Origin of the sequence: Caniella muris (genome assembly GCF_943193035.1) — a bacterium.
Taxonomy (GTDB): domain Bacteria; phylum Actinomycetota; class Coriobacteriia; order Coriobacteriales; family Atopobiaceae; genus Granulimonas; species Granulimonas faecalis.
Genome location: NZ_CALPCK010000002.1, coordinates 51,039 through 75,095, shown reverse-complemented (window position 1 = coordinate 75,095; position 24,057 = coordinate 51,039). Strand labels below are relative to the sequence as shown.

General features: G+C 71.0%; 19 protein-coding genes. 3 read left to right on the top strand and 16 right to left on the bottom strand.

Annotated features, from left to right (window positions below; genetic code table 11):
* Window positions 1-14: 14 nt before the first annotated feature.
* Both NFR49_RS07405 and NFR49_RS07400 read left to right on the top strand, forming a co-directional pair.
* Window positions 15-1,367, top strand: coding sequence for a 2-hydroxyacyl-CoA dehydratase subunit D (locus tag NFR49_RS07405; protein ID WP_251159007.1), 1,353 nt, complete (start codon window positions 15-17; stop codon window positions 1,365-1,367).
* A complete protein-coding gene (locus NFR49_RS07400; protein ID WP_251159006.1) occupies window positions 1,364-3,181 on the top strand; it encodes an acyl-CoA dehydratase activase in 1,818 nt (605 codons plus the stop codon). The genes NFR49_RS07405 and NFR49_RS07400 overlap by 4 nt, the downstream gene beginning before the upstream one ends.
* Window positions 3,182-3,814: 633 nt before the next feature.
* On the opposite strand, the gene NFR49_RS07395 is transcribed toward NFR49_RS07400, so the two are convergent.
* The 10 genes from NFR49_RS07395 to NFR49_RS07350 all read right to left on the bottom strand — a co-directional run bounded on the left by NFR49_RS07395 (window position 3,815) and on the right by NFR49_RS07350 (window position 15,301).
* Entirely contained in the window at window positions 3,815-5,464 is a 1,650-nt protein-coding gene (locus tag NFR49_RS07395; RefSeq protein ID WP_251159005.1) for a hypothetical protein, read from the bottom strand.
* Window positions 5,461-6,198, bottom strand: coding sequence for an ABC transporter ATP-binding protein (locus NFR49_RS07390; RefSeq protein ID WP_251159004.1), 738 nt, complete (start codon window positions 6,196-6,198; stop codon window positions 5,461-5,463). Before NFR49_RS07390 ends, NFR49_RS07395 begins: the two co-directional genes overlap by 4 nt.
* Window positions 6,199-6,367: 169 nt before the next feature.
* Window positions 6,368-6,562, bottom strand: a complete 195-nt coding sequence (locus NFR49_RS07385) for a type II toxin-antitoxin system antitoxin (protein WP_251159003.1) — start codon at window positions 6,560-6,562, stop codon at window positions 6,368-6,370.
* A 4-nt stretch (window positions 6,563-6,566) separates the two neighbouring features.
* Window positions 6,567-7,553: an SPFH domain-containing protein gene (locus tag NFR49_RS07380; RefSeq protein WP_251159002.1), complete on the bottom strand. Its 987-nt coding sequence runs from the start codon at window positions 7,551-7,553 to the stop codon at window positions 6,567-6,569.
* Between the two features lie 475 nt (window positions 7,554-8,028).
* On the bottom strand, window positions 8,029-9,024 hold the full coding sequence (ilvC, locus tag NFR49_RS07375; protein WP_251159001.1) for a ketol-acid reductoisomerase: 996 nt from the start codon (window positions 9,022-9,024) through the stop codon (window positions 8,029-8,031).
* A 93-nt stretch (window positions 9,025-9,117) separates the two neighbouring features.
* Entirely contained in the window at window positions 9,118-9,603 is a 486-nt protein-coding gene (gene ilvN, locus NFR49_RS07370; protein WP_135978944.1) for an acetolactate synthase small subunit, read from the bottom strand.
* Window positions 9,600-11,528: a biosynthetic-type acetolactate synthase large subunit gene (gene ilvB / locus NFR49_RS07365; RefSeq protein ID WP_251159000.1), complete on the bottom strand. Its 1,929-nt coding sequence runs from the start codon at window positions 11,526-11,528 to the stop codon at window positions 9,600-9,602. Before ilvB ends, ilvN begins: the two co-directional genes overlap by 4 nt.
* A complete protein-coding gene (gene ilvD, locus NFR49_RS07360) occupies window positions 11,525-13,189 on the bottom strand; it encodes a dihydroxy-acid dehydratase (protein WP_251158999.1) in 1,665 nt (554 codons plus the stop codon). Before ilvD ends, ilvB begins: the two co-directional genes overlap by 4 nt.
* Window positions 13,190-13,599: 410 nt before the next feature.
* Entirely contained in the window at window positions 13,600-14,172 is a 573-nt protein-coding gene (locus NFR49_RS07355; protein WP_251158998.1) for a GNAT family N-acetyltransferase, read from the bottom strand.
* A gap of 283 nt (window positions 14,173-14,455) precedes the next feature.
* A complete protein-coding gene (locus tag NFR49_RS07350) occupies window positions 14,456-15,301 on the bottom strand; it encodes an ABC transporter ATP-binding protein (protein WP_251158997.1) in 846 nt (281 codons plus the stop codon).
* A gap of 148 nt (window positions 15,302-15,449) precedes the next feature.
* Between NFR49_RS07350 and ilvA the strand changes: the two genes are divergently transcribed.
* A complete protein-coding gene (gene ilvA, locus NFR49_RS07345) occupies window positions 15,450-16,670 on the top strand; it encodes a threonine ammonia-lyase (RefSeq protein ID WP_251158996.1) in 1,221 nt (406 codons plus the stop codon).
* Between the two features lie 273 nt (window positions 16,671-16,943).
* On the opposite strand, the gene leuB is transcribed toward ilvA, so the two are convergent.
* From leuB to NFR49_RS07315, 6 genes are all read right to left on the bottom strand, one after another.
* Window positions 16,944-18,053 carry a 3-isopropylmalate dehydrogenase gene (gene leuB / locus NFR49_RS07340; protein WP_251158995.1) on the bottom strand — a complete coding sequence of 370 codons (1,110 nt, stop codon included), beginning with the start codon at window positions 18,051-18,053 and terminating at the stop codon, window positions 16,944-16,946.
* Window positions 18,054-18,055: 2 nt separating this feature from the next.
* Window positions 18,056-18,562 carry a 3-isopropylmalate dehydratase small subunit gene (locus tag NFR49_RS07335; protein WP_135978937.1) on the bottom strand — a complete coding sequence of 169 codons (507 nt, stop codon included), beginning with the start codon at window positions 18,560-18,562 and terminating at the stop codon, window positions 18,056-18,058.
* Between the two features lie 2 nt (window positions 18,563-18,564).
* On the bottom strand, window positions 18,565-19,842 hold the full coding sequence (leuC, locus tag NFR49_RS07330) for a 3-isopropylmalate dehydratase large subunit (RefSeq protein WP_251158994.1): 1,278 nt from the start codon (window positions 19,840-19,842) through the stop codon (window positions 18,565-18,567).
* 25 nt (window positions 19,843-19,867) lie between these two features.
* On the bottom strand, window positions 19,868-21,397 hold the full coding sequence (locus NFR49_RS07325) for a 2-isopropylmalate synthase (RefSeq protein ID WP_251158993.1): 1,530 nt from the start codon (window positions 21,395-21,397) through the stop codon (window positions 19,868-19,870).
* A gap of 520 nt (window positions 21,398-21,917) precedes the next feature.
* A complete protein-coding gene (locus NFR49_RS07320; RefSeq protein WP_251158992.1) occupies window positions 21,918-22,856 on the bottom strand; it encodes a transketolase family protein in 939 nt (312 codons plus the stop codon).
* Window positions 22,857-22,859: 3 nt separating this feature from the next.
* A complete protein-coding gene (locus NFR49_RS07315; RefSeq protein WP_420840269.1) occupies window positions 22,860-23,759 on the bottom strand; it encodes a transketolase in 900 nt (299 codons plus the stop codon).
* Window positions 23,760-24,057: the final 298 nt, after the last annotated feature.

Below are 24,057 nucleotides of genomic sequence, written 5' to 3'. Positions count from 1 at the left end.
TACCAAGGAGGACCATGGCTCAAACCACCAAGAGCGACGACCAGAAGCTCGGGATCAGGATCCTGGACGCCTGGGCCGCCGCCATCGACGACGTCATGGAGGAGCGGCCCGACATCACCGGGTTCTGGCTCCTCAAGGCGTTCCAGGTCAAGCGCGCCCAGACGCGCTTCCTGCCCGACCGCTGGGCCCCCAGGTCCTCGCGCATGGCCGCGCGCCATGCGCTGGACTCGGTGACCTGCGCCCTCGAGCACCCCGACCGCGTGGTGCTCACCTCGATCTTCATGCCCAACGAGATCTTCCAGTGCCTGGGCCTCCACCCCCTCATCGCCGAGGCGGCCGCGAACTTCGTGACGGGGGCCCACGCCGAGAGCGCGTTCATCGAGAGCGCCGAGAAGAACGGCATCCCCGAGACCTACTGCTCCTTCCACAAGGTGCTCCTCGGCGGCGCCCTCGCCGGCGTGCTGGCGCCCCCGCGCCTCATCGCCAACTGCTCGGTGGCCTGCGACGCCAACAACCTGTCGTTCCGGCTCCTCGCGGACCGCTACGGCTGCCCCCAGAGCTACATCGACGTGCCGGCCGAGTACACCGAGGAGGGCTGCGCCTACGTGGCCGACCAGCTCCGCGACCTCGAGGCCCGGCTCTGCGAGGTCTACGGCGGCTCGGTGGACGGCGACGAGCTCCGCACCCGCGTGGCCCGCTCCCAGCGCACGCTCGACACCCTCGTGGGCACGCTCCCGCTCCGCCGCGGGCGGTTCATCCGCAACAACATGGGCCTCGAGATGCAGTACGCCCTCGTGCTCCACACCATGCTGGGCACCGAGGCGGCCGAGGACATGGTGGACGCCCTGGCGGCCGACCTCGCGGCGGCCGAGCCCTACGACGGCATCGACCTCGTGTGGAGCGCCACAGCGCCGTTCTTCTCGGTGCCGCTCCAGAAGCTGATCGACGTGAACACCGACCAGCAGGTCATCGCCAGCGACATGTGCTTCGACCAGCCCAGCCTCGACGGTTGGCACCACGACGGCGCCCGCGAGCCCTACCTGGCCATGGCCGAGCGCCTCATCCGCAACTCCTACAACGGCCCGGCGTCGCGCCGCGTGGAGCGCATGCGCGAGCTCTGCGAGCGCACCGGGGCCGACGGAGCCGTGGTGTTCTGCCACTGGGGCTGCAAGGAGACCATGGGCTGCTCCCAGCTCATGCGCCGCACCCTGGAGGCCGACGGCTACCCGTGCCTGTCCCTGGACGGCGACGGCTGCAACCGCGGCAACTTCCCCGGCGGTCAGGCCGCCACGCGCCTGGGGGCGTTCCTGGAGATGCTCCACAAGCGCTGCGACCACGGCACGCCCGCGAGAAGGACGGTGGCGTGAGCCCGCTGCGCGCGGCCATGCCGCGCCCCACGCCGGTGGACGCCCAGGGCGCCCGTGACGAGGCCCCCGAGTCGGTGCGCACGCGCGCCCTCGACCGGGCGCCCGTGGTTCACTACGCCTGCAAGTACGCCCCGGTGGAGCTGCTCGCCGGCTACGGGGCCGTCTGCGAGCCGGTGACCTACGAGGCCGACAGCTTCGAGGAGGCCGACCGCCTCGCCCACCCCAACCTGTGCGGGTTCGGCAAGTCGCTCATCTCCTACGCCCTGCGCGACGACGTCCACGCCCTCGTGCTCACGAGCTGCTGCGACGTCATGCGCCGCGTCTACGACGTGCTCGAGGCCGAGCGGTGCCTGGACTTCCTGTTCCTCGTGGACCTGCCGCACCTCACGGGCCCGGCCGAGCGGCGCCGCCTAGAGGCGGAGCTCCGCCGGCTGGCGTCGGCTTGGGAGGGCTTCACGGGCGCGAGCTTCGACGTGGGGCGCGCCCTCGCGTCGTTCGAGCCGCCGGTGGCGCGCCAGGACGCCCGCGTGACCCTGCTGGGCGCCCACGGGCCCGACTCGCTCCTCGAGGCGGCCGCGGAGGCCTTCGACGTGCCGGTGGAGAACCTCACCTGCACCGGCGGCCGCCGCGTGGTCTCTCCCCCGGCCCGCCTGGGCCGCGTGCCCCGGCAGCGGCCGTGCCACGAGGCCTGCGACGCCCAGGTGCCCGGCCCCGACCCCATGGACGCCTTCGTGCAGTGGTACGCCGGCGCCCTGCTCGACCAGGTGCCGTGCCTGCGCATGGCCGACGTCGAGCGGCGCTCCGAGCAGATCGGCACCGCGGGACAGCGCGGCATCGTGTACCACACGATGAAGTTCTGCGACTACTACGGCTTCGAGTACCTGTCCGTCTCGGCCGACTCCCCCGTCCCCATGCTCAAGGTGGAGACGGACGGCACGCGCCAGAGCGCGGGCCAGCTCAGCACCAGGCTCAAGGCCTTCGACGAAACGTTGGTGGGTATGACAGACCAGATGAGGTTCTCGGCCGGCGACGGCCCCGTGTACGTGATGGGCGTGGACTCCGGGTCCACCTCGACCGACGCCGTGGTGGTGGACGGCGAGGGCACCGTGGTGGCGAGCGTCATCCTTCCCACCGGCTCCAAGGCCACCGAGAGCGCCCGCAAGGCCATCGAGCAGGTGCTCGAGAAGGCCGGCATCTCCCGCGACCAGGTGACGCTCGCCGTGGCCACGGGCTACGGCCGCGACTCCATCCCCGACATGGACACCTCCATCACCGAGATCACCTGCCACGCCCGGGGCGCCCACGCCCTGGCCCCCGAGGCCATGACCATCGTGGACATCGGCGGTCAGGACTCCAAGGTCATCAAGCTCGACCGCGACGGCGGCGTGGTGAACTTCGTCATGAACGACAAGTGCGCCGCCGGCACGGGCCGGTTCCTCGAGATGATGGCCCGCACCATGGAGCTGCCCCTCGACGAGTTCTGCCGCCAGGGCCTCGAGTGGAAGAAGGACGTGAAGATCAGCTCCATGTGCACCGTGTTCGCCGAGAGCGAGGTGGTCTCCCTCGTGGCCGACGACACGCCGGTGCCCGACATCATCCACGGCCTCGACCGGTCTGTCGCCAGCAAGATCCGCAGTCTGGCCAAGCGGGTGAAAGCCGAGCCGCCCTACCTCATGACCGGCGGCGTCGCCAACAACGAGGGCGTGGTGGCCGCCATCGGCGAGGCCCTGGGGGCGCCGGTGACCACGAGCGAGGACTCCCAGCTCTGCGGCGCCCTGGGCGCAGCCCTGCTGGGCCTGGAGGCCCTGGACTGACCCGCCCACCGGCGCGCGCGTGACAGTGGCGCCTGGCGTGACAGCGGTGCCTGGCCCATCTGTCACTTCTCCTATTGAACAGTTGATGAGAGGGGGTCGGGGGCCGCGGGCCTCCCGGCCCCCTTCCCACGGCGCGGCGACGCGAGCGACACTGACGACGCACCACGGTGGTGCGGCGGGACCGACCGGTGCGCCCGGGGGACCGACCCGAGCGGCAGGACGGCCCGGCCATGCCCGGGCCACAGGGGACATCGGCTGCATACCGGGGGTTAGAGGGCAGAAAAATACCGCTCAACCCTAAAAGGAAGAACGGCCGAATTTCAGCGAAGCGTGAGAGTATCGATTGCGGAGCCCATGGCGCCAAAGACGGGCGATCACCCGCGAACGCAGCGACGTCAGGCGCGCCAGGAACGGATGACGCTGGCGTGTCGAACTCCATACCGAGCGATAACAACCCATGGCACCCCCAATCTCTTTCAGACTATTTCTAACAAATAATCGTAGATGATGCATCGATGGTTGTCGAGGTCTTTACCACAGGCGGCGGTTTTCCATCCACAAGACATCCCGAGAGTGCACAAAAGAAGGCCCCGGCGCGCCAGAGGGCACACCGGGGCCTGAAATTCCTTACAGCTACAACCGCTCCCGAGGCACCGGCCGGCGGCACGACGCCCAAAAAAGCAGGGAGCCCACGGCCGCAAAGACCGCGGCCACGACGAGGCTGACCGCGGCGGCCCCTCCGTCGGGCCACCCCAACAGCAGGGGGCCGGCGATCACAAGGCCCGCCATGATGATGCAGGCCACCATCGACACCACCACCGAGACCGTGATGGGCAGGCCCCGTTTGGCCAAGGCCGCAGGGCTCGTCCACTGGAAGTCGGGCCTGCGGCCGTCGAGGAACAGGCCGATGTTGGCCGTGAGCCAGAACGTGGCGCAGGGAATCACCAGGCTGAGGGCCGAGGCGGTCCAGGGGAGCCCCGCCACGGCCACGAGCACGGCCGACACCGCCGAGGCACCCAGGCAGGCGACGGCCCAGGGGACCACCTTGGACGCCATGAGGACGGGCACCGGCACGGGCAGCGTCTCCATGATCCACGAGCAGCGGCCCTCGAGGGAGACCGAGACCGCCGGCACCGGCGCCATGGACGCGCAGAACGCAAGGGCCCACGGCACGGCCGCCGCCATCACGGGACCCATCTCGCCATGGAAGGAGACGGGGATGTCGAGGGCGCCCATGACACCCTCGAGGCCCACCGCGGCCACGGCCCCGGCCAGCACCACCATCAGCAGGAGGCCGAGCAGGTCGTTGACCACCACCGACGTGGTGTCGAAGACCTGGCCCACCTCCTTGCGGCAGAGGGCGGCGAAGGCACTCCGGGCAGCCCCCACCCGGGCGGCCCTCCGCGGGCCGGACACGGAGGCGAGGGCCGCCATGGTGCGGCGGTAGGTGCGGGCCACCACCTCGAGGCAGAGGGCCCCCACGGCCACACAGACCACGCAGAAGAGCGCGAGGGGCACCGCCCCCGCCGCCGACGGGGACACCCACGCGGAGCGGAGCAGGGCGGCCGGGGGCCACACGGCGCAGATGCCGTCCGCAGCCGCCGCCAGGACCCCGGCCACGGCCTGGATCTCACCCTCCCCCGAGATGGAGGGGGACGACCCCACCAGGGCGAAGTAGGCCACCATGAACACCAGGGCGAGGGCCACCATGAAGACGGTGTAGACCGCCTTGGCGTGGGCCAAGCGGGCCGTGGCCATGGTCACCGCGGCGGCCACGAGCACCGCCACCCCCGTGCCGGGCAGGGAGGCGAAGGCCACGCAGGCCACAAGCGCCATCACCTTGACCGGCGTGGGGCCCGCCCCGAAAGAGGCGCCCAGGACCATGGCGGCGATGCCCATGGGCAGGGCCACAAGGGCGGTCATGGCCACGTTGGCAAGGACCAGGGAGGCGGTCCGCGCGGCCACCTGGACGCGCTCGGGAATGGGCCAGCTCATCATGAGGCCGTAGTCGCCTGCCTCATAGAGCAGGCCCGACGCCTTGTAGAGGGTGAAGGCCACTCCCGCCACGGTGCCAACCGCCACGCAGAAGACGGGCACCGTCCCGTCCGCGCCCATGATCTCGAGGCCCATGCCCAGAAACGCCGAGTAGACGGCCAGCAGCACGGCCAGCACCCCATAGGCCAGGCCCACGAGCACCCTGACGCCGCAGCCCCTGTCCTGGCGGGAGACAGACGAGAGGAGGCAGCGGAGCTGCACCGACACCACCCGGGCAAACAGCCTCATCGCCCCTCCCCCGCGCCGTCGGCCATGACGTCCATGAAGACGTCCTCGAGGGTCTCGTCGCCCATCACGGCCTCGATGGGGCCCTGGGCCCGCACCGCGCCGTCGCGCACGATGGCCACGGTGTCGCAGAGCCGCTCCACCACCTCGAGCACGTGGGACGAGAAGAGCACGGCGCCGCCGCCGTCGGCGTGCTCGCGGAGCATGGCCCTGAGGGTGCGGGTGGCCACCGGGTCGAGGCCCACGAAGGGCTCGTCGAGCACGAGGAGGGCCGGCCTGTGGACGAAGGCGCCCATGAGCACCAGCTTCTGCTGCATGCCGTGGCTGTAGGACGAGGCCTTGGAGCCCAGGGCGTCGGCCATGGCCAGACGGTCCGCCAGCTCCCCGATGCGGCCGGCCCGCTCAGAAGCGGGGACCCCGAAGACGTCGCAGACGTAGTCGAGGTACCCCATGCCGGTCATGAACCCGTAGACCGCGGGCGTGTCGGGGACGAAGGCGAGGTCGGCCTTGGCGGCGACGGGGTCGGACACCACGTCGTGGCCGCAGATGGCGATGGACCCGCCGTCGAAGTCCTGGATGCCCACGACGGAGGAGATGAGTGTGGTCTTGCCGGCGCCGTTGGGCCCCACGAGGCCCAGGATCTGGCCGGAGTCGACCTCGAGGGAGTAGCCGTTCGCGGCCACCTTGGCCCCGTAGGTCTTGGTGAAGTCACGGACTTCGAGAATCGGCTGGGACACGGAACACCTTCCTTCTTGATCGGGCCGCACCGCCCTCCGGCGCCACGGCCGGGCACCCCCTGCAAACGGAGGGACGCACCCGGCTCCCCACGGTAGTCCCGCGGGGAGAGGGATTGGGCTTTATTCAGGAGTAGGAAAAGAACCTGTCATACCGGGCCGGGCGCCCGGGCTAGTTCCCTTCGGCCGCGCCGCCGTCGGGTCTGTCGCCCGGGCGGTCCTTCGGCAGCCGCCCCGCGCGGCGCAGGGCGTCGCGCAAGATCCACTCCACCTGTCCGTTCGCGCTGCGCATCTCGTCGTCGGCCCACTTCTGGACCGCCGCCCACACCTCCGGGTCCACGCGCAGGGGGTACTGCTTTCGGGCCATGGGGTCAGTAGAGCGAGCCGGTGTTGATCACGGGATGGGCCTCGGAGTCGCCGCAGAGCACCACCATGAGGTTGGAGGCCATGGCGGCACGGCGCTCGTCGTCGAGGTCGACCGCGCCCCCGCGGGCCAGCTCGTTGACGGCCATCTCCACCATGCCCACGGCGCCCTCCACGATCTTGCGGCGGGCGGCGATGACGGCCTCGGCCTGCTGGCGCCGCAGCATCGCCTGGGCGATCTCGGAGGCGTAGGCCAGGTGGGTGAGCCGGGCGTCGTCCACCACCACGCCCGCGGGCTCGAGGCGGCAGGAGAGCTCCTCGCGGAGGGCCGCCGAGACCTCCTCGACGTTGGAGCGCAGGGTGATCACGTCGGAGGAGTCGGAGGAGTCGCCGGTGTGGTCGTAGGGGTAGATGCTCGCCACGTGGCGCAGGGCCGTCTCGGCCTGCATGGCCACGTAGCTGGGGTAGTCGTCCACGTCGAACAGGGCCTTGGCCGTGTCCTCCACGTGCCACACCACGACGTCGGCGATCTCGATGGGGTTGCCCACCTTGTCGTTGACCTTGAGGCGCTCGCCGTTGAGGGTGCGGGCGCGCACGCTCACCTTGGTGGAGAGGCCCTTGGACAGCAGGGCGGCCTTGGCGTCGTCGAGGTCCTCGACGACGGAGGCCTCGTCGGAGGACCCGAGCTTGCGGCTGTAGAAGGGGTTGGCCCAGTGGAAGCCCTCGGTGCGCACGGTGCCCACGTAGTTGCCGAACAGGACGCACACCCGGGCCTGGCCGGGCTGGATGGTGAAGAACCCGCCGCAGAGCACGGCGATGACGACGGTGAGCACGATGGCCCCGAGCAGCATGGGCCCGTACACCGCGTCGTCGACACCCAGGGAGAGGCCGGCGGCGGACCACAGGTACAGGGCCACGTCGGCCACAGAGGCAAGCACGAGGAGGCAGAGCATCAGCCATCCCGAGGGGGCGGCCGCCTTCTTCTCGACGGTCATGGGAAGTCTCCTTTCAGAGCCGCGGCCCCGCTGGCCGCTGACTGAGGTCATTGTGATATCACATTGGTCTCTCGTCAAGAAGGGATCCTTGGTTCCGGCGGAGTGGCGGCAAGCAGGCGGTTGGCGATGGCGGGGGCGCACGTCTCGGCCGCCGGGGAAAGCGCCTCCCGGCCACGGCCGTGCTCCCTCCCGGCCACGGTCGTGCTCCTTATCAAGGCGGCAACCTCTTGCTTTTATGCGGTAACAGCGCCCATACCGGCATGTTTATCCAGTATGGGCGCTCATCCATACATGTATGGAATTTGATAAGGAGCACGACCGCTCGCCGCAACCAAAGCAAGCAGGCCATGCCTTGTCAGCCAGGCATCTTCTGAGCGAAAGCGACGATTGATATTGCCGTTACCCATCGAGAAAAGCCGCGGCCGGTCGGGGTCGCCCGACCGGCCGCGGCCAAAACCCGATGGCCCCACAGGTCCTACTTCTTGATCCAGCTGAACATGGAGCGGATGGACTCGCCGGTCTCCTCGATGGGGTGGCCGTTGATGGCCTCACGCTGCTCGAGCAGCCAGCGGTGGCCGTCGTTGCAGTCGGCCACGAACTCCTCGGCGAAGGAGCCGTCCTGGATGCGGGCGAGGATCTGGCGCATGGCGGCGCGGCTCTCCTCGTTGATCACCTTGGGGCCGGCGTAGTACTCGCCGTACTCGGCGGTGTTGGAGATGGAGTAGTTCATGAAGTGGATGCCGCTCTCGTACATGAGGTCCACGATCATCTTCATCTCGTGGTAGGCCTCGAAGTACGCCAGCTCAGGCGGGTACCCGGCCTCGGTGAGGGTCTCGAAGCCCGCCTTCACGAGCTCCACGAGGCCGCCGCAGAGCACGGCCTGCTCGCCGAAGAGGTCCTCCTCGGTCTCGTCCTTGAAGGTGGACTTGATGATGCCGGAGCGGGCGCCGCCCACGCCCCAGCAGTAGGACAGGGCGATGTCCCAGGCGTCGCCGGTGGCGTCCTGGTAGACGCAGGCGAGGTCGGGCACGCCGGAGCCCTCGGTGTACTGACGGCGCACGATGTGGCCGGGGCCCTTGGGGGCGCACATGATGACGTTCACGTCCTCGGGGGCCTTGATGTAGCCGTAGTGGATGTTGAAGCCGTGGGCGAAGGCCAGGGTGTCGCCGGGCTTGAGGTTGGGGGCCACGTACCTCTCGTAGACCGCGGGCTGGGTCTCGTCGGGGGTGAGGATCATGACGACGTCGGCCTCTTTGACGGCCTGGTCCATGGGCACGACCTTGAGGCCGGCCTCCTCGGCGGCCTGGGCGCTGGCGGAACCCTCGCGCAGGCCCACGCGGACGTCCACGCCGGAGTCCATGAGGTTGAGGGCGTGGGCGTGGCCCTGGGAACCGTAGCCCAGGACGGCGACCTTCTTGCCCCGGATGACGTTGGGGTCGCAGTCGTTCTCGTAGCAGATGGTGACGGCCATGTTCTCTCCTTTGTGCTTCTGGTGACACGTTCTCCGCCCGGCCGGGCGGGTTGAACCGGTTGGGACGCCCCGGCGGTGCCGGGGCCTCAGGGGTCAGGCGTCGCGGGAGCCGCGGGTCTGGGCCACCTTGCCCGTGCGGGTGAGCTGCTTGATGCCGTAGGCGCGGAACAGGTCCTCCATGGCGTCGAGCTTGCTGGCCGTGCCCGTGGCCTCGATGGTGAGGGTGGCATGGCCCACGTCGACGACGTTGGCCCTGAAGACGTTGGCGATCTCGATGACCTCGTGGCGGCGCTCGGGCGGCGCCTGCACCTTGAAGAGCACCAGCTCGCGCTCCACGGCCCCCTCGAAGGTGAGGTCGGAGATCTTGAAGACGCTCACGAGCTTGTGGAGCTGCTTGGTTATCTGCTCGAAGCCCACCTCGTCGGCCTCCACGATGACGGTCATGCGGGAGAGCGACTCGTCCTCGGTGGGGGCCACCGACAGGGACTCGATGTTGAAGCCGCGGCGGCTGAACAGGCCGGTGATCCGCGACAGCACGCCGGGCTTGTTCTCCACCAGGATGGACAGCAGGTAGTTCATGAGACCTCATCCCCTCTCACCCGGTCATCGTCGTCGGACACCGGCGGGTGGCCGGCGGCCCCGAAGCCCTTCTCGCTCACTCGCACGCCGCCCAGGGTCACGTCGAGGGCGCCGATGATGTCGTCGATGGGGGCGCCGGGGGCCACCATGGGGTAGACGGTCTGGTCGGCCGGGATCTGGACGTCCAGGAGGTAGGGGCCGTCGGCGGCGAGCATGGCGTCGAGGGCGTCGGAGACCTCCTCGGGCCGGGAGATGCGGGCGGCCTCCCAGCCGTAGGCGTCGGCGAGCTTCACGAAGTCGGGCACGGCGTCGAGCTCGGTGAACGAGTAGCGGCGGTCGTAGAAGAGGGTCTGCCACTGGTGCACCATGCCGAGGGCGCGGTTGTTGACGATGAGCACCTTCACCGGCACGCGGTTGGCCGCGGCCGTGGCCATCTCCTGGCTGTTCATCTGGAACGAGCCGTCGCCGGCCACGCACACCACCTCGTCCTCGGGGCAGCCCAGCTTGGCGCCGATGGCCGCGGGGAACCCGAAGCCCATGGTGCCGAGGCCGCCGGACGAGATGAACGTGCGGGCGTGCTCGCGGTGGATGTTCTGGAGGGCCCACATCTGGTGCTGGCCCACCTCGGTGGTCACGATGGAGCGCTCGGGGTCGAGCTTGTCGGAGAGCTGGCCGAACAGCACCTCCGGCGCGATCTTGTCGGGGAAGTCCGCGAAGTCCGAGGTGTAGAAGGGCCAGCGCTCCCGCCAGCCGAAGACCTCGCGGCACCAGGCCTCGCCCACGGGCTCGGCGCCGGTCTCGTCGAGGCGCCGGTTGACGGCGTCGAGGACCACCTTGACGTCGCCCACGATGGGGACGTCCGGGTTCACGATCTTGCCTATCTCCGCCGGGTCGATGTCGATGTGCACGATCTTGGCGTGGGGAGCGAACTCCGAGACCTTGCCGGTCATGCGGTCGGAGAAGCGCGCGCCGCAGGCGATGAGCAGGTCGCACTCCATTACGGCCATGTTGGCGTACTTGGAGCCGTGCATGCCCACGGGGCCCAGGTTGAGCGGGTTGGAGCAGCGCATGGCCCCCTTGCCCATGAGCGAGGTGATGACGGGGATCCGCATCTTCTCGGCCAGCTCCGTGAGCTCCTGGCACGCGTGGCTGGCCACCACGCCGCCGCCGGCGTAGAGCAGTGGCCGCTTGGCGGAGCGGATGAGCTCGGCACAGGCGCGCACCTGCTTGGCGTTGCCCCGGTAGGTGGGGCGGTAGCTGGGCAGGTTCACGGAGTCGGGGTAGTGAAAGACCATCTCGGCGCCGGAGAGGTCGCTCGGGACGTCGATGAGCACGGGGCCCGGGCGGCCGGTGGAGGCGATGTAGAAGGCCTCGCGGAACGTGCGGGTGAGGTCGTCGGTGGACTGCAGCAGGAAGCTGTGCTTGACGATGGGCATGGTGATGCCCACGATGTCCGACTCCTGGAAGGCATCCGTGCCGATGACGCCGCGGGTCACCTGGCCCGTGATGACCACCAGGGGGATGGAGTCCATGTAGGCGGTGGCGATGCCCGTGACGGTGTTGGTGGCGCCCGGGCCGCTCGTGACGAGCACCACGCCCACCTTGCCCGTGGCCCGGGCGTAGCCGTCGGCCATGTGGGTGGCGGCCTGCTCGTGGCGGGCGAGGACGTGGCGGATCTTGGTGGAGTCGTAGAGGGCGTCGTAGATCTTGATGGCCTGGCCGCCCGGGTAGCCGAAGAGCGTGTCCACGCCCTCGGCCTCGAGGCTGGCGATGATGGCCTGGGCGCCGGTCATGGTCCTGCCCTCGTGCTCCGTGTGGCTTCCGGGGCCGAAGGGGCGGCCCTCGATGGCCCGGGCACGGCGGACGACCTTGTCGGCGACGGTGTTGGACCCGGCCTGGGCCGGGATGCGGTCCTGGTCTCTCATGACAGGTAGGCCCCCTTGTCTGCACTGGTGACAAGCCTGGCGTAGCGGGAGAGGACGCCCGTGGCGTACTTGGGCGCAGGCTGCTCCCAGGCGGCGCGGCGGCGCCCGAGCTCCTCCTCGGAGACCTCGAGCTCGATGGTGCCGGCGTCGATGTCGATGGCGACGGTGTCGCCCTCCTCCACGAGGGCGATGGGACCGCCGGCCGCGGCCTCGGGGCTCACGTGGCCGATGGCCGGGCCCTTGGTGGCTCCGGAGAAGCGGCCGTCGGTGACGAGGGCCACGGAGCGGTCGAGCCCCATGCCGCAGATGGCGGACGTGGGGGTGAGCATCTCGCGCATGCCGGGGCCGCCCGAGGGGCCCTCGTAGCGAATGACCACAACGTCGCCGGGGCGGATGCGGCCGCCGAAGATGGCCTCGCAGGCCTCCTCCTCGCTCTCGAAGACCCGGGCCGGGCCGCGGTGGCGGCGCATCTCGGGCGCCACGGCGCTCTTCTTGACCACGCCGCAGTCGGGGGCGAGGCTGCCACGGAGCACCTTGAGGCCGCCGTCCGGCGAGTAGGCCTCCGACACCGGGCGCACGATGTCGCCGTCGGGCTCCGGGCACCCCTCGACCCACTCGCCCACCGTGCCGTGGCAGGTGCGGGCCGAGAGGTCGAGGTGGCCGGTGCGGCCGAGCTCGCCCACGATGGCGGAGACGCCGCCCACGGCGTCGAGGTCCTCGATGTGCCGGGGGCCGGCCGGGGCGATGCGCACGATGTTGGGGGTGGCGGCCGAGACCTCGTCCCACTCGTCCATGGTCACCGGGCAGCCGGCGGCCTGGGCGATGGCGGTGAGGTGCAGCATGGTGTTGGTGGAGCCGCCGAAGGCCATGTCGAGGGCCATGCCGTTGCGAATGGCGCGGGAGTCGACGATGTCCAGGGCGGTGACGCCCTGCTCGAGGAGCTCCATGACCTTCATGCCGGCGCGCTTGGCCAGGCGGATGCGCTCGGAGTAGACCGCGGGCACCGTGCCGTTGCCGGGCAGGGCAATGCCGAGGGCCTCAGCCAGGCAGCAGATGGAGTTGGCGGTGAACATGCCGGAGCAGCTGCCGCAGGTGGGGCAGGCGGTCTCCTCCAGGCGGGAGCACTCCTCCACGGTCATGGTGCCGGCGGTGACCTGGCCCACGGCGTCGAAGAGGCTGTTGAGGTCGGTCTGGGAGCCGTCGGCGCCACGGCCCGCGAGCATGGGGCCGCCGGAGACGAGCACGGTGGGGATGTCCAGGCGGCAGGCGGCGATGAGCATGCCCGGCACGATCTTGTCGCAGCTGGGGATCAGCACCATGGCGTCGAACCGGTGCCCCTGCACGGCGCACTCCACGGAGTCGGCGATGACCTCGCGGCTGGTGAGCGAGTAGCGCATACCCTCGTGGTTCATGGCGATGCCGTCGCACACGCCGATGGTGTTGACCTGCAGCGGCGTGCCGCCGGCCATGCGGACACCGGCCTTGACGGCGTCGGCGATGGATTGGAGGTGGATGTGGCCGGGGATGACCTCGTTCTGGGCCGAGACGACCGCCACGAGCGGGCGCTCGAGCTCCTCGTCCGTGAGACCGTCGGCCTTGAGGAGGCTGCGGTGCGGTGCGCGGGCCAGACCCTTCTTGACGGCGTCGCTTCGTAGCTGCATGTTCCCTCGCTTCTCTCTCGGACGCGGTCCGCAGAGCCACAGCGAGGGCGGGTGCGCCCACAGGCCCGGTGTCGGTGGGCCGCCGGCCGCGGGGCTCGTCCCGCCGGGACCGGGGGTCGCCCGGTCTGACGGAATGCCGCACCGCAGCTGCTCGGGGGTGTTTCGGGGCCGTCCCATCCGGGGTGTGGCTGGGGTGGGCCCGTACTCGTCCCGTCCTCGCATCGCTCAGTGAGGGACACGGTATCTTATTAGATTGATTTCAGGGGAAGCGGAAACCAACCCGTCACAGACCGGGCCCCCGCCGCGGCCCCCGTCCCACCACCCGGACACTTTTGTCCCACCACCCGGACACTTTTGTCCCAACATCAATCAAGCAATAGGCGAAGTGACAGATGGGCCAGGCACCGCTGTCACAGGCGGGCGCCGTGGGCCTCGGCCGCCTTCCTCGCGCGGGCCCAGCGGGCCTTGGCCTCCCCCTCGGCGACGTCGCCCCACGCATGCTCCCAGGGCCTGAAGCCCAGGCTCTCGTAGAGGACCACCGCCGGCCAGGACTGGGCCTGCGTGGAGAGCTGCACGGGCCGGCCGTCGGCCGCCGCCAGCGCCGCCCGGCACACGGTGCGCGAGAGCCCGCGGCGCTGATGCCCCTCGGCCGTCATGACCCAGTGCAGCCGCAGCGGCGCGGCCTCGGGGTACTTGCCGGCGCAGAGCGTGCAGGTGGCCGCCAGGTCCCCCTCGGGGCCCAGGACGAAGAAGTGGCGCGCCGCGACGTCGGGCGCCTGCAGCTCCCGCCACTTGCCCCGGGCCTCCTCAAGCGAGAACGGGAACCCGAGCGACGTCATGAGGGCCGCCCACTCCTCCCCCATCGAGCCGGGATCATCGGCCCAGCGGTGCCCCTCCGGCAGGCCCGGCACGGGACCGACGGCGGGTCGGGGGCAGACCATGAGCAGGTCCTCGTAGGGGATGGCGTCGTCGAGCTTGGTCATGGGTCGTCTCCTCCTCACCGGGGGCCACCGGCCCCTCTCTCAGTCGTCGGCCGCCGGCCGTCCCCTCTCCTGACACCTGAACGCGGCTGGGGACGACCTCGGGGGCTCCTCGGCACCGGAATCCGCCCTCATCCGCGTTCAGGTGCGCTGAATCCGCCCCTAGACGCGTTCAGGTGCCGAGAGGGTCGCCCTCAACCGCATTCAGGTGCGCCCGGGCCCGCGCCACGCCGCGGCGGCCGGCCAGAACGCGGGCCCCGCCGCAGGGCGGCCCTGCCCGCCCCGCTCACCCGTACACGCCGCGCAGCGAGTACCAGCCGTCGCGCTCCTCCACGGCCAGGGGCACGCCGAAGAGCCCCGTCATGGCGTCGTCGCGCAGCAGCTCGGCCTTGGGGCCGTCGGCCACCACCCGGGCGCTGCCGATGAGCAGCACACGCCCGATGGCCGGGACGATGTCCTCGGGGTAGTGGGTCACGAGCACCACGGAGCGCCCCTCGGCGGCCAGCGTGGCCATGGCCTCGCGCACGTGGTACATGCCCTCGGGGTCCAGGCCCGTGCAGGGCTCGTCGAACACGAGCACCCCCGGGTCGCGCACGAGCTCGCGGGCCACGAGCACTCGGCGCACCTGGCCCGTTGAGAGCGTCATGACGTCGCGGTCGGCCAGGTCGGCGATGCCCAGGCGGTCCAGGGCGTCGGCCGCCAGCCTGCGGTGCCCCTCGGTCACCTCGCGGCGCAGGGGCAGCCCCAGCGTGCCGAAGAGCCCGCCCGCCACGACGTCGGCCACCGGCAGGTGCACGCGCACCTGGTCGTGCATGGTGCCGCTCACCACGCCCAGGCAGGCGCGGATGTCGGAGAGCGCGGGGCGGTCCTGGCCGCGGAATCGCACGGGCGGCTCGTCGCGGTGCAGCGGCAGCACCTCGCGGGTGAGCAGCTGCACGAACGTGGACTTGCCCGCGCCGTTGGGCCCGAGCAGCGCGACGGACTCCCCCTCGGCCAGCGAGAAGGACCCTACCGAGAGGATGGTCTTTCCCGCGCGGCGCACCTGGGCGTCGCGGAGCTCGAACAGCGGCGGCCTCTCCCCGGGCGTCTCCGGGACCCGCGCGGCCCCGCCCCTCTCGTCAGGCTCCCCCATGGGCCCTCCCCGTGCGTCGAGACTGAAAACACCCTGCCGACAGCGCGGCGGGTTTCCCTATAGTAGTCGAGAATGGCCGGACCGGGCCCACGCCCGTGGGCCCGGTGACCGCCCCGGCGCCACGCACCGCACCGCACGAAGGAGCCCCATGGCAGAGATGCTCACCCTCGAGGCCTTCGAGGAGGCCTCGATCAAGGTCAAGGACGTCACGCAGGAGACCAAGCTGCAGGAGAGCCCGCAGCTCTCGGCCGCCACAGGCAACCGCGTGTGGCTCAAGCCCGAGAACCTCCAGCGCACCGGCGCCTACAAGGTGCGCGGCGCCTACTACAAGATCTCGACCCTCTCCCCCGAGGAGCTGGGCCGCGGCCTCATCACCGCCAGCGCCGGCAACCACGCCCAGGGCGTGGCCTACGCGGCGAGCAGGGCCGGGGCGCGGTCGGTGGTGGTCATGCCCACGACGACGCCCCTCATCAAGGTGGAGCGCACCAAGGCCCTGGGGGCCGAGGTGGTGCTCGCCGGCGACGTCTACGACGAGTCGTGCGAGCGCGCGCTGGAGCTGGCTGAGGAGCAGGGCCTCACCTTCGTGCACCCCTTCAACGACCCCACGGTGGCCACGGGCCAGGGCACCATCGCCATGGAGATCGTGCAGGAGCTGCCGCTCGTGGACACCATCCTCGTGCCCATCGGAGGAGGCGGCCTCGCCTGCGGCGTCGCCACGTTCGCCAAGCTGTACAACCCCAAGATCCGCGTCGTCGGCGTGGAGCCCGCCGGCGCCGCCTGCATGCGCGCCAGCGTGGAGGCCGGCCACGTGGTCAAGCTCCCCGGCGCCGACACCATCGCCGACGGCACCGCCGTGCTCGAGCCCGGCGACAAGGTCTTCCCCTACGTGCGCGACAACGTGGACGAGATACTCACCGTGGAGGACGAGGAGCTCATCGTCGCCTTCCTCGACATGGTCGAGAACCACAAGATGATCGTGGAGAACTCCGGCCTGCTCACGGTGGCCGCGGCCAAGCACCTGCCCGCCGAGGGCAAGCGCGTGGCGGCGATCCTCTCCGGCGGCAACATGGACGTGATCACCATGAGCTCCGTGGTGCAGCACGGCCTCATCCAGCGCGGGCGCATCTTCACGGTCTCCGTGCTGCTGCCCGACCGCCCCGGCATGCTGGTGAAGGTGGCCTCCATCATCGCGGGCCAGAACGGCAACGTCATCAAGCTGGACCACAACCAGTTCGTGAGCACCAACCGCAACGCCGCCGTGGAGCTGCGGGTGACCATCGAGGCCTTCGGCGCCGAGCACCGCGACCAGATCGTGGCCGCCCTGGCCGACGCCGGCTTCGCGCCGACGGTGGTCCAGGCCCAGCTGTAGGGCCTCGGGGCCTTCGCCCCTACAGCCGGGCACGGGAGCGAGCACCCGCGGAACGTTCTACGGGTGGCGGGAGCGGCAAAAACCACCCGCAGAACGTTCTGCGGGTGGTGGAGCGCCCGGGCGGTACCCGCAGAAGCTTCCACGGGCGTTTATCCACCCGCAGAACGTTCTACGGGTACCGAGGGCCACGGCCGTCCCGCCTGTCGGACGCTTCGGGCGCCTCACGCGGGTACCGCCGCGACAGGGGCAGGGTGCCCCCAGGCTGAGCAGGCCCTAGGCCAGGTAGGCCGCCACCCTCTTGCCCATGGCCGCGCAGCCCAGCACGCGGTCGGCCGGGGTGGCGTCGTCGGCGATGTCGGCTGTGCGCCAGCCGTCGTCAAGGGCACGCTCCACGGCGGCCTCCACGGCGTCGGCGGCCGCGGGCTGGCCCAAGCCGTGGCGCAGCATGAGGGCCACGGAGAGGATCTGGGCCAGGGGGTTGGCCACGTCCTTGCCGGCGATGTCGGGGGCCGAGCCGTGGCTGGGCTCGAAGAGCGGCGTGCCGTCGCCCAGGCTCGCGCTGGCGAGCATCCCCAGCGACCCGGCCACCATGGAGGCCTCGTCGGACAGGATGTCGCCGAAGGTGTTCTCGGTCACCACGACGTCGAACTGCGCCGGCCGGGCCACCAGCTGCATGGCGCAGTTGTCCACGAGCATGTCGGAGAAGGCCACCTGCGGGTACTCGGCGGCCACGCGGTGGGCCACGTCGCGCCAGAGCTTGCTCGTGCCCAGCACGTTGGCCTTGTCCACCGAGCAGACCGTGGCCCGCGGGCGCCCGGCCGCGGCCTCGAAGGCGTAGCGCACCACGCGCTCGATCTCGCCCTCGCCGTACTCCAGGGCGTCGGAGCACCACACGCCCGGCTCCCCGCCCACGCCGGCGCCGGGGGCGTCGTCGATGCGCTCGCGGGCGCCGAAGTACAGGCCGCCGGTGAGCTCGCGGACGATGAGCATGTCAACGCCGCGCACGAGCTCGGGTTTGAGGCTCGAGGCATCCACCAGGGCGTCGAACACGTGCACCGGACGCAGGTTGCAGTAGAGGCCCAGGGCCTTGCGGATGGCGAGGAGCCCCTGCTCCGGGCGGGGCGCGGCGGGGTCGGTGGTGTCCCACCGGGGGCCGCCCACGCTGGCGAGGAGCACGGAGTCGGCCGCGCGGGCGGCCTCCAGGGTGGCGTCGGGCAGGGCGCAGCCGCAGGCGTCGATGGCGGCGCCGCCGATGAGATGGTCCTCGCAGTCCACGGTGAAGCCGAACCTCTCGGCCACGGCGTCGAGCACCACGCGCGACGCCGCCATGATCTCGGGCCCGATGCCGTCACCGGGCAGGCAGCAGACGGTGTAGGCGGCCACGGTCACTCCCCCTCCCTGGCGTCGAGCACCCGGCGGGTGCGCTCCACGAGGCCGCCGGCGTCCATGATCTCCACCAGGAACGGCGGGAACGGCTCGGCGGTGAACTCCTGGCCCGTGGTGACGTCGCGCACGGTGCCGGCCTCGGTGTCCACGGCCACGGTGTGGCCGTCCTCCACGGCGTCCACGGCCGCAGGGCACTCGAGGATGGGCAGGCCCATGTTGATGGCGTTGCGGTAGAAGATGCGCGCGAAGCTCTTGGCCACGACGCAGGCCACGCCGGCGGCCTTGAGGGCCACGGGGGCGTGCTCGCGCGACGACCCGCAGCCGAAGTTCTCCTCGGCCACCACGATGTCGCCGGGGCGCACGCGGTCGACGAAGGTCTCGTCGAGGTCCTCCATGGCATGGCGGGCCAGCTCGGCGGGGTCGGACGTGTTGAGGTAGCGGGCCGGGATGATGACGTCGGTGTCGATGTCGCGGCCGTAGCGGAAGGCGGTGCCCTCGAACTCCATGGCTACTCCTCTCGGGGGTCGAGGTCGCTGGGCAGGCAGATGCGGCCGGCCACGGCGCTCGCCGCGGCGACGGCCGGGGCGGCCAGGTAGACCTCGCTGGTCTTGGCGCCCATGCGGCCCACGAAGTTGCGGTTGGTGGTGGAGATGCAACGCTCGCCGTCGGCGAGGATGCCCATGTAGCCGCCCAGGCACGGGCCGCAGGTGGGCGTGGAGACGACGCAGCCGGCGTCCACGAAGACGTCCATGAGGCCCTCGGCCACGCACTGGCGCCAGACGTCCTGGGTGGCCGGCAGCACGATGCAGCGGACGCCCGGGGCCACGCAGCGGCCCTCGAGGACGTCGGCGGCCTCACGCATGTCCTCGATGCGGCCGTTGGTGCAGCTGCCGATCACGGCCTGGTCCACGGCGATGTGGCGGCTCTCGGCCACGGTGTGCACGTTGCTGGGCAGGTGCGGCCAGGCCACGCAGGGCTCCACCTCGGCCAGGTCGATGGTGACGGTGCGGGCGTAGGCGGCGTCCGCATCGGGGTGGTACTCGGTCCACGGGCGCTCGCAGCGGCCCTCGAGCCACGTGCGGCAGACGTCGTCCACCTCGAAGAGCCCCGCCTTGGCGCCGGCCTCGATGGCCATGTTGGCGATGGTGAGGCGCCCCTCCACGGAGAGGTCGGCCACACCGGGGCCGCCGAACTCGAGGGCCTGGTAGAGGGCGCCGTCGACGCCGATGAGCCCGATGAGGTGCAGGACGACGTCCTTGGCCGTGACGTAGGCGGGCAGCTCGCCCACGAGCTCCACGCGCAGGGTCTCGGGCACGCGGAACCAGGCGCGGCCGCTCGCCATGCCCACGCCGGCGTCGGTGGAGCCCACGCCGGTGGAGAAGGCGCCGATGCCACCGTAGGTGCAGGTGTGGGAGTCGGCGCCGATCACGAGATCGCCGGGGCCCACGACGCCCTGCTCGGGGAGCAGGGCGTGCTCCACGCCGGCGCGGCCCTGCTCCCAGTAGTGGGAGATGCCCTGGGCGTGGGCGAAGTCGCGCATCCTCTTGGTCTGCTCGGCGCTCTTGATGTCCTTGTTGGGGGCGTAGTGGTCGGGCACGAGGCACACGCGGTCGGCGTCCCACACGCCGTGGCCGAGGTCCTCCACCACGTCGATGGCGATGGGGGCCGTGATGTCGTTGGCCAGCACGAGGTCGAGGTCGCACTCCACGAGCTGCCCGGGGTGCACCTCGGGCAGCCCCGCGTGGGCCGCGAGGATCTTCTCGGCCATGGTCATGGGCCTGGGCATGGTTGTCTCCTAACTCGCGCCGTGCCTAGGCACGCTCGCGCTTGTCGGCGATGAGGCGGTTGAGGGCGTTGAGGTAGGCGCGGCAGCTCGAGACGATGATGTCGCCGTCGGAGCCGCGGCCGATGTAGACCTCGCCGTCGCCCCCGGTGACGCGCACGGTGACCTCGCCGAGGGCGTCGATGCCGCGGGTGACGGCCTTGACCGAGAACTCCGAGAGGTCGCAGCCCACGCCCACGACCTTGTCCACGGCCTTGTAGACGGCGTCCACGGGGCCGGTGCCGTAGGCCACCTCGGTGATGCGGTTGCCGTCCTCTCCGATGAGGGTGAGGGTGGCCGTGGGGGTGAGCGGGAAGCCGCAGGAGATCTGCACGGCGTCCAGGGTCCAGATGGCCTCGTCGGCGCGGTTGCGCTCGTTCACGATGGACTCGAGGTCGCCGTCGTAGACCTCCTTCTTCTTGTCGGCCACCTCGAGGAAGGCCTCGTAGACGGGCTCGAACTCGGCGTCGGTGAAGGTGTAGCCCAGCTCCTCGTAGCGGTGGCGCAGGGCGGCGTGGCCGCTGCGGGCCGAGAGGATGATCTGGGAGCCGCCGGCGCCCACGTCGGCCGGGTCGATGATCTCGTAGGTGTCGCGGGCCTTGAGGACGCCGTCCTGGTGGATGCCCGAGCTGTGGGCGAAGGCGTTGGCGCCCACGATGGCCTTGTTGGGCTGCACGTTGATGCCGGTGATGGAGGAGACCAGGCGGCTGGCCCGGGTGAGCTCGCGGGTGTCCACGTCCGTGTGCGCGTCGAGCTCCTCGCCGTGCATGCGGATGGCCATGACCACCTCCTCCATGGCGGTGTTGCCGGCACGCTCGCCGAGGCCGTTTATGGTGCACTCGATCTGGGAGGCGCCGTTGCGCACGGCCTCCATGGCCAGCGCCGTGGCCATGCCGAGGTCGTTGTGGGTGTGCACGGAGACGGTGACGTCCTCGATGCCGCGGACGTTCTCCATGAGGGAGCGGATGCGGGCGCCGAAGCCCCACGGCAGGTTGTAGCCGGTGGTGTCGGGGATGTTCACCACGGTGGCGCCGGCATCCACGGCGGCCTGCACGATGCGGATGAGGAACGGAATGTCGGCGCGGCCGGCGTCCTCGGCATAGAACTCGACGTCGTCCACGAAGCCCTTGGCGTAGCGCACGGCGTGGACGGCGCGCTCCACGGCCTGGTCCTCGGTGAGGCGCAGCTTGTCGCGCAGGTGCGAGGGCGAGACGCCCAGGCCGGTGTGGATGCGCGGGCGCTTGGCGGTGGCGAGGGCCTCGGCGGCGACCTCGATGTCGCGGTCCACGGCGCGGGTGAGGCCGCAGACGACGCACTCGTCGCCGGCCAGGCGGCCGATCTCGGCCACGCTCTTGAAGTCGCCCGGGCTCGAGATGGGGAAGCCGGCCTCGATGACGTCGACCTTCATGCGGATGAGCTCGCGGGCCACCACGAGCTTCTCCTCGGTGTTCATGGAGGCGCCGGGCGACTGCTCGCCGTCGCGCAGGGTGGTGTCGAAGATGGCGATCTTGCGGGTCATGGGGTCCCTCCTTGGGGTCCGGGGCCCGCAGCGTCAAGAGAAAGCACGCGTGGGGCCCAAGGGCGACGCGTGCTCTCGATGGTGCTGGGTGCTCGCGTCTTGCTAGGTCGCAAGGGCGAGAAGGGACCGCGGGGACGGTGCGTGGTTCATGGGGCCGCCTCCTCGGTCGCGGACTGATGCTTGTGGAGGGAGTATGTCATGGTTCTGTGGAGGGGACAACAGGCCGTTTTCAGATGGAAACAGAAACGGGACCGGGGCGGGGCGGCTGGGCTTCTCCGCACCTGAACACATCTGAGGGCGACCTGGGGCGGGGCGGTCCAGTCGAGGGCGGGGTCCGAACCTGAACGCAATTGAGGGCGACCCATCCCGCACCTGAACGCGATTGAGGGCGGATTCCTGCCGCATGGGCATGAAGAAGGGCGCCCCGGACACGGAATCCGTGCCACGGGGCGCCCTCAACCGCATTCAGGTGCCAAGGGGGGGGTGCTGCCAAGGGGTGCCGAGAGGGGCGCGGCCGGCGTCAGCCCTGGCAGAACTCCCGGACCTGGCGGGCGATGCCCTCGGCGTCCAGGCCAAAGTGCGCGAGCAGGTCGGCGGCCGGCGCGGAGGTGCCGAACGTCGTCATGCCCAGGCGGTGCACGGGGCAGGGGTGCCTCTCGCCGAGGAGCTCGGCCACCGCGGCGCCGAGGCCCGTGGCGGTGCTGTGCTCCTCGACCGTGACCACGCGGCCGCAGCGATCGGCGGCGGCGAGGACGGTCTCCTCGTCCAGCGGGCTCACGGAGTAGGCGTCCACCACGTGGGCCTCGATGCCGTCGGACGCGAGGATGTCGGCCGCGGCGAGGGCCTGGGAGACCTCGACGCCGCAGGCCACGATGGCCACGTCGCGGCCCTCGCGCAGCACGCGGGAGCCGCCGAGCTCGGCGGTGAAGCCCTCGTCGTACAGGGCGGGGACGGGGTGGCGGCCCATCCGCACGTAGAGGGGGCCGGGGGTGGCGGCGGCCAGACGCAGGCACGCGGCGGCGCTGTCGTAGTCGGCTGGCACGAGCACGCGCATCTGGGGCAGGGCGCGCATCATGCCGATGTCCTCGAGCGACTGGTGGGTGGCGCCGTCCTCGCCCACGGTGATGCCGGCGTGGGTGGGGCACACCTTCACGTCGAGGCCGGAGTCGCACACGGTGTTGCGGATCTGGTCGTAGGCGCGGCCGGTGGCGAACACGGCGAACGAGCCGCAGAACACGGTGCGGCCGGTGAGCGACAGGCCCGAGGCCACGCCCACCATGTCCTGCTCGGCGATGCCCACGTCCACGAAGCGGTCGGGGTAGGCGGCGCCGAGGACCCCCAGCTTGGTGGAGCCGGCGAGGTCCGCGTCCACGGCGCAGACGTTCAGGCCCTCCTCGACGAGCGACACGAGCGTGGCGCCGTAGGCCTCGCGGGTGGCGCGGGGTTTGGTCTCAGCCATGCCTTAAGCCTCCTTCTCGATGGCGTCGCGCTCGGCGTCGAGCTCGGCGAGGGCGGTGGCGGCCTGCTCGGGGCTCGGCGCGTTGCCGTGCCAGGAGGCCTGGTCCTCCATGAAGGAGACACCCTTGCCCTTGACGGTCTCGCAAACCACGGCCTGAGGCGCGCCGGTGGCGGCCTTGGCGGCGGTAAGGGCGTCCACGACGGCGGCCATGTCGTGGCCGTCCACGCGGGTGACGTCCCAGCCGAAGGCCGCGAGCTTGGCGTCGATGTCGCCGAGGGAGCAGACGTCGGTCACGTGGCCGTCGATCTGCAGGTTGTTGAGGTCGACGACGGCGCAGAGGTTGTCGAGGCCGCGGTGGGCGGCGAACATGAGCGCCTCCCAGTTGGAGCCCTCCTGCAGCTCGCCGTCGCCGAGCAGGCAGAAGACCTGGCGCGGGGCGACGCCGGCGGCCGCGGCGTCGATCTTGAGGCCGAGGGCGCAGCCGGCGGAGACCGAGAGGCCCTGGCCGAGGGAGCCGGAGCAGACCTCCACGCCGGGGCAGGCGTGGGAGTCGGGGTGGCCCTGGAGCTTGGAGCCGAGCTGGCGCAGGGTCATGAGGTCGTCGTCGGAGAGCCAGCCGAGCCGGTGGTAGGCGGCATAGAGGATGGGGGCGGCGTGGCCCTTGGAGAGGAAGAAGCGGTCGCCGGCGTGGTCGTCGGGGTTCTCGGCGTCATAGTCCATGACGCCCGAGAAGAACAGGGCGGCCACGATGTCGGCCGCCGACAGCGACCCGCCGGGGTGGCCCGACTTGCTCTGTGCCAGCATGCGGATCACGTCGTGCCGCATGGCGTTGGCTGCGAGCCTGAGGTCTCGCGTGTCCAAGGATGGTCCTCCTTCTGCGAGGTGAACGGACGGTTCAAGCATACCCGTCGGGCGGCGGCGCGACGGGAAGACGGCGGCGGGCGGGGCGGGGAGGCGGGCGGAGCGACTCTGCAGGTGCGCCCCGCCCGGCACCGCCCCTCTCGGCACCGCCCTATCGGCACCTGAACGCGGTTGAGGGCGCCCCTCCCCGCACCTGAACGCGCTCGGGGGCGGATTACGCCTCCCTGAACGTGGATGAGGGCGACTTCCGGCACGGTTCCGCGCTGGAAGTCGCCCTCAATCGCATTCAAGTACCCATGGGGGCCGTCGAGGGGGTGCCGATAGCGACAGGGGACTGCCG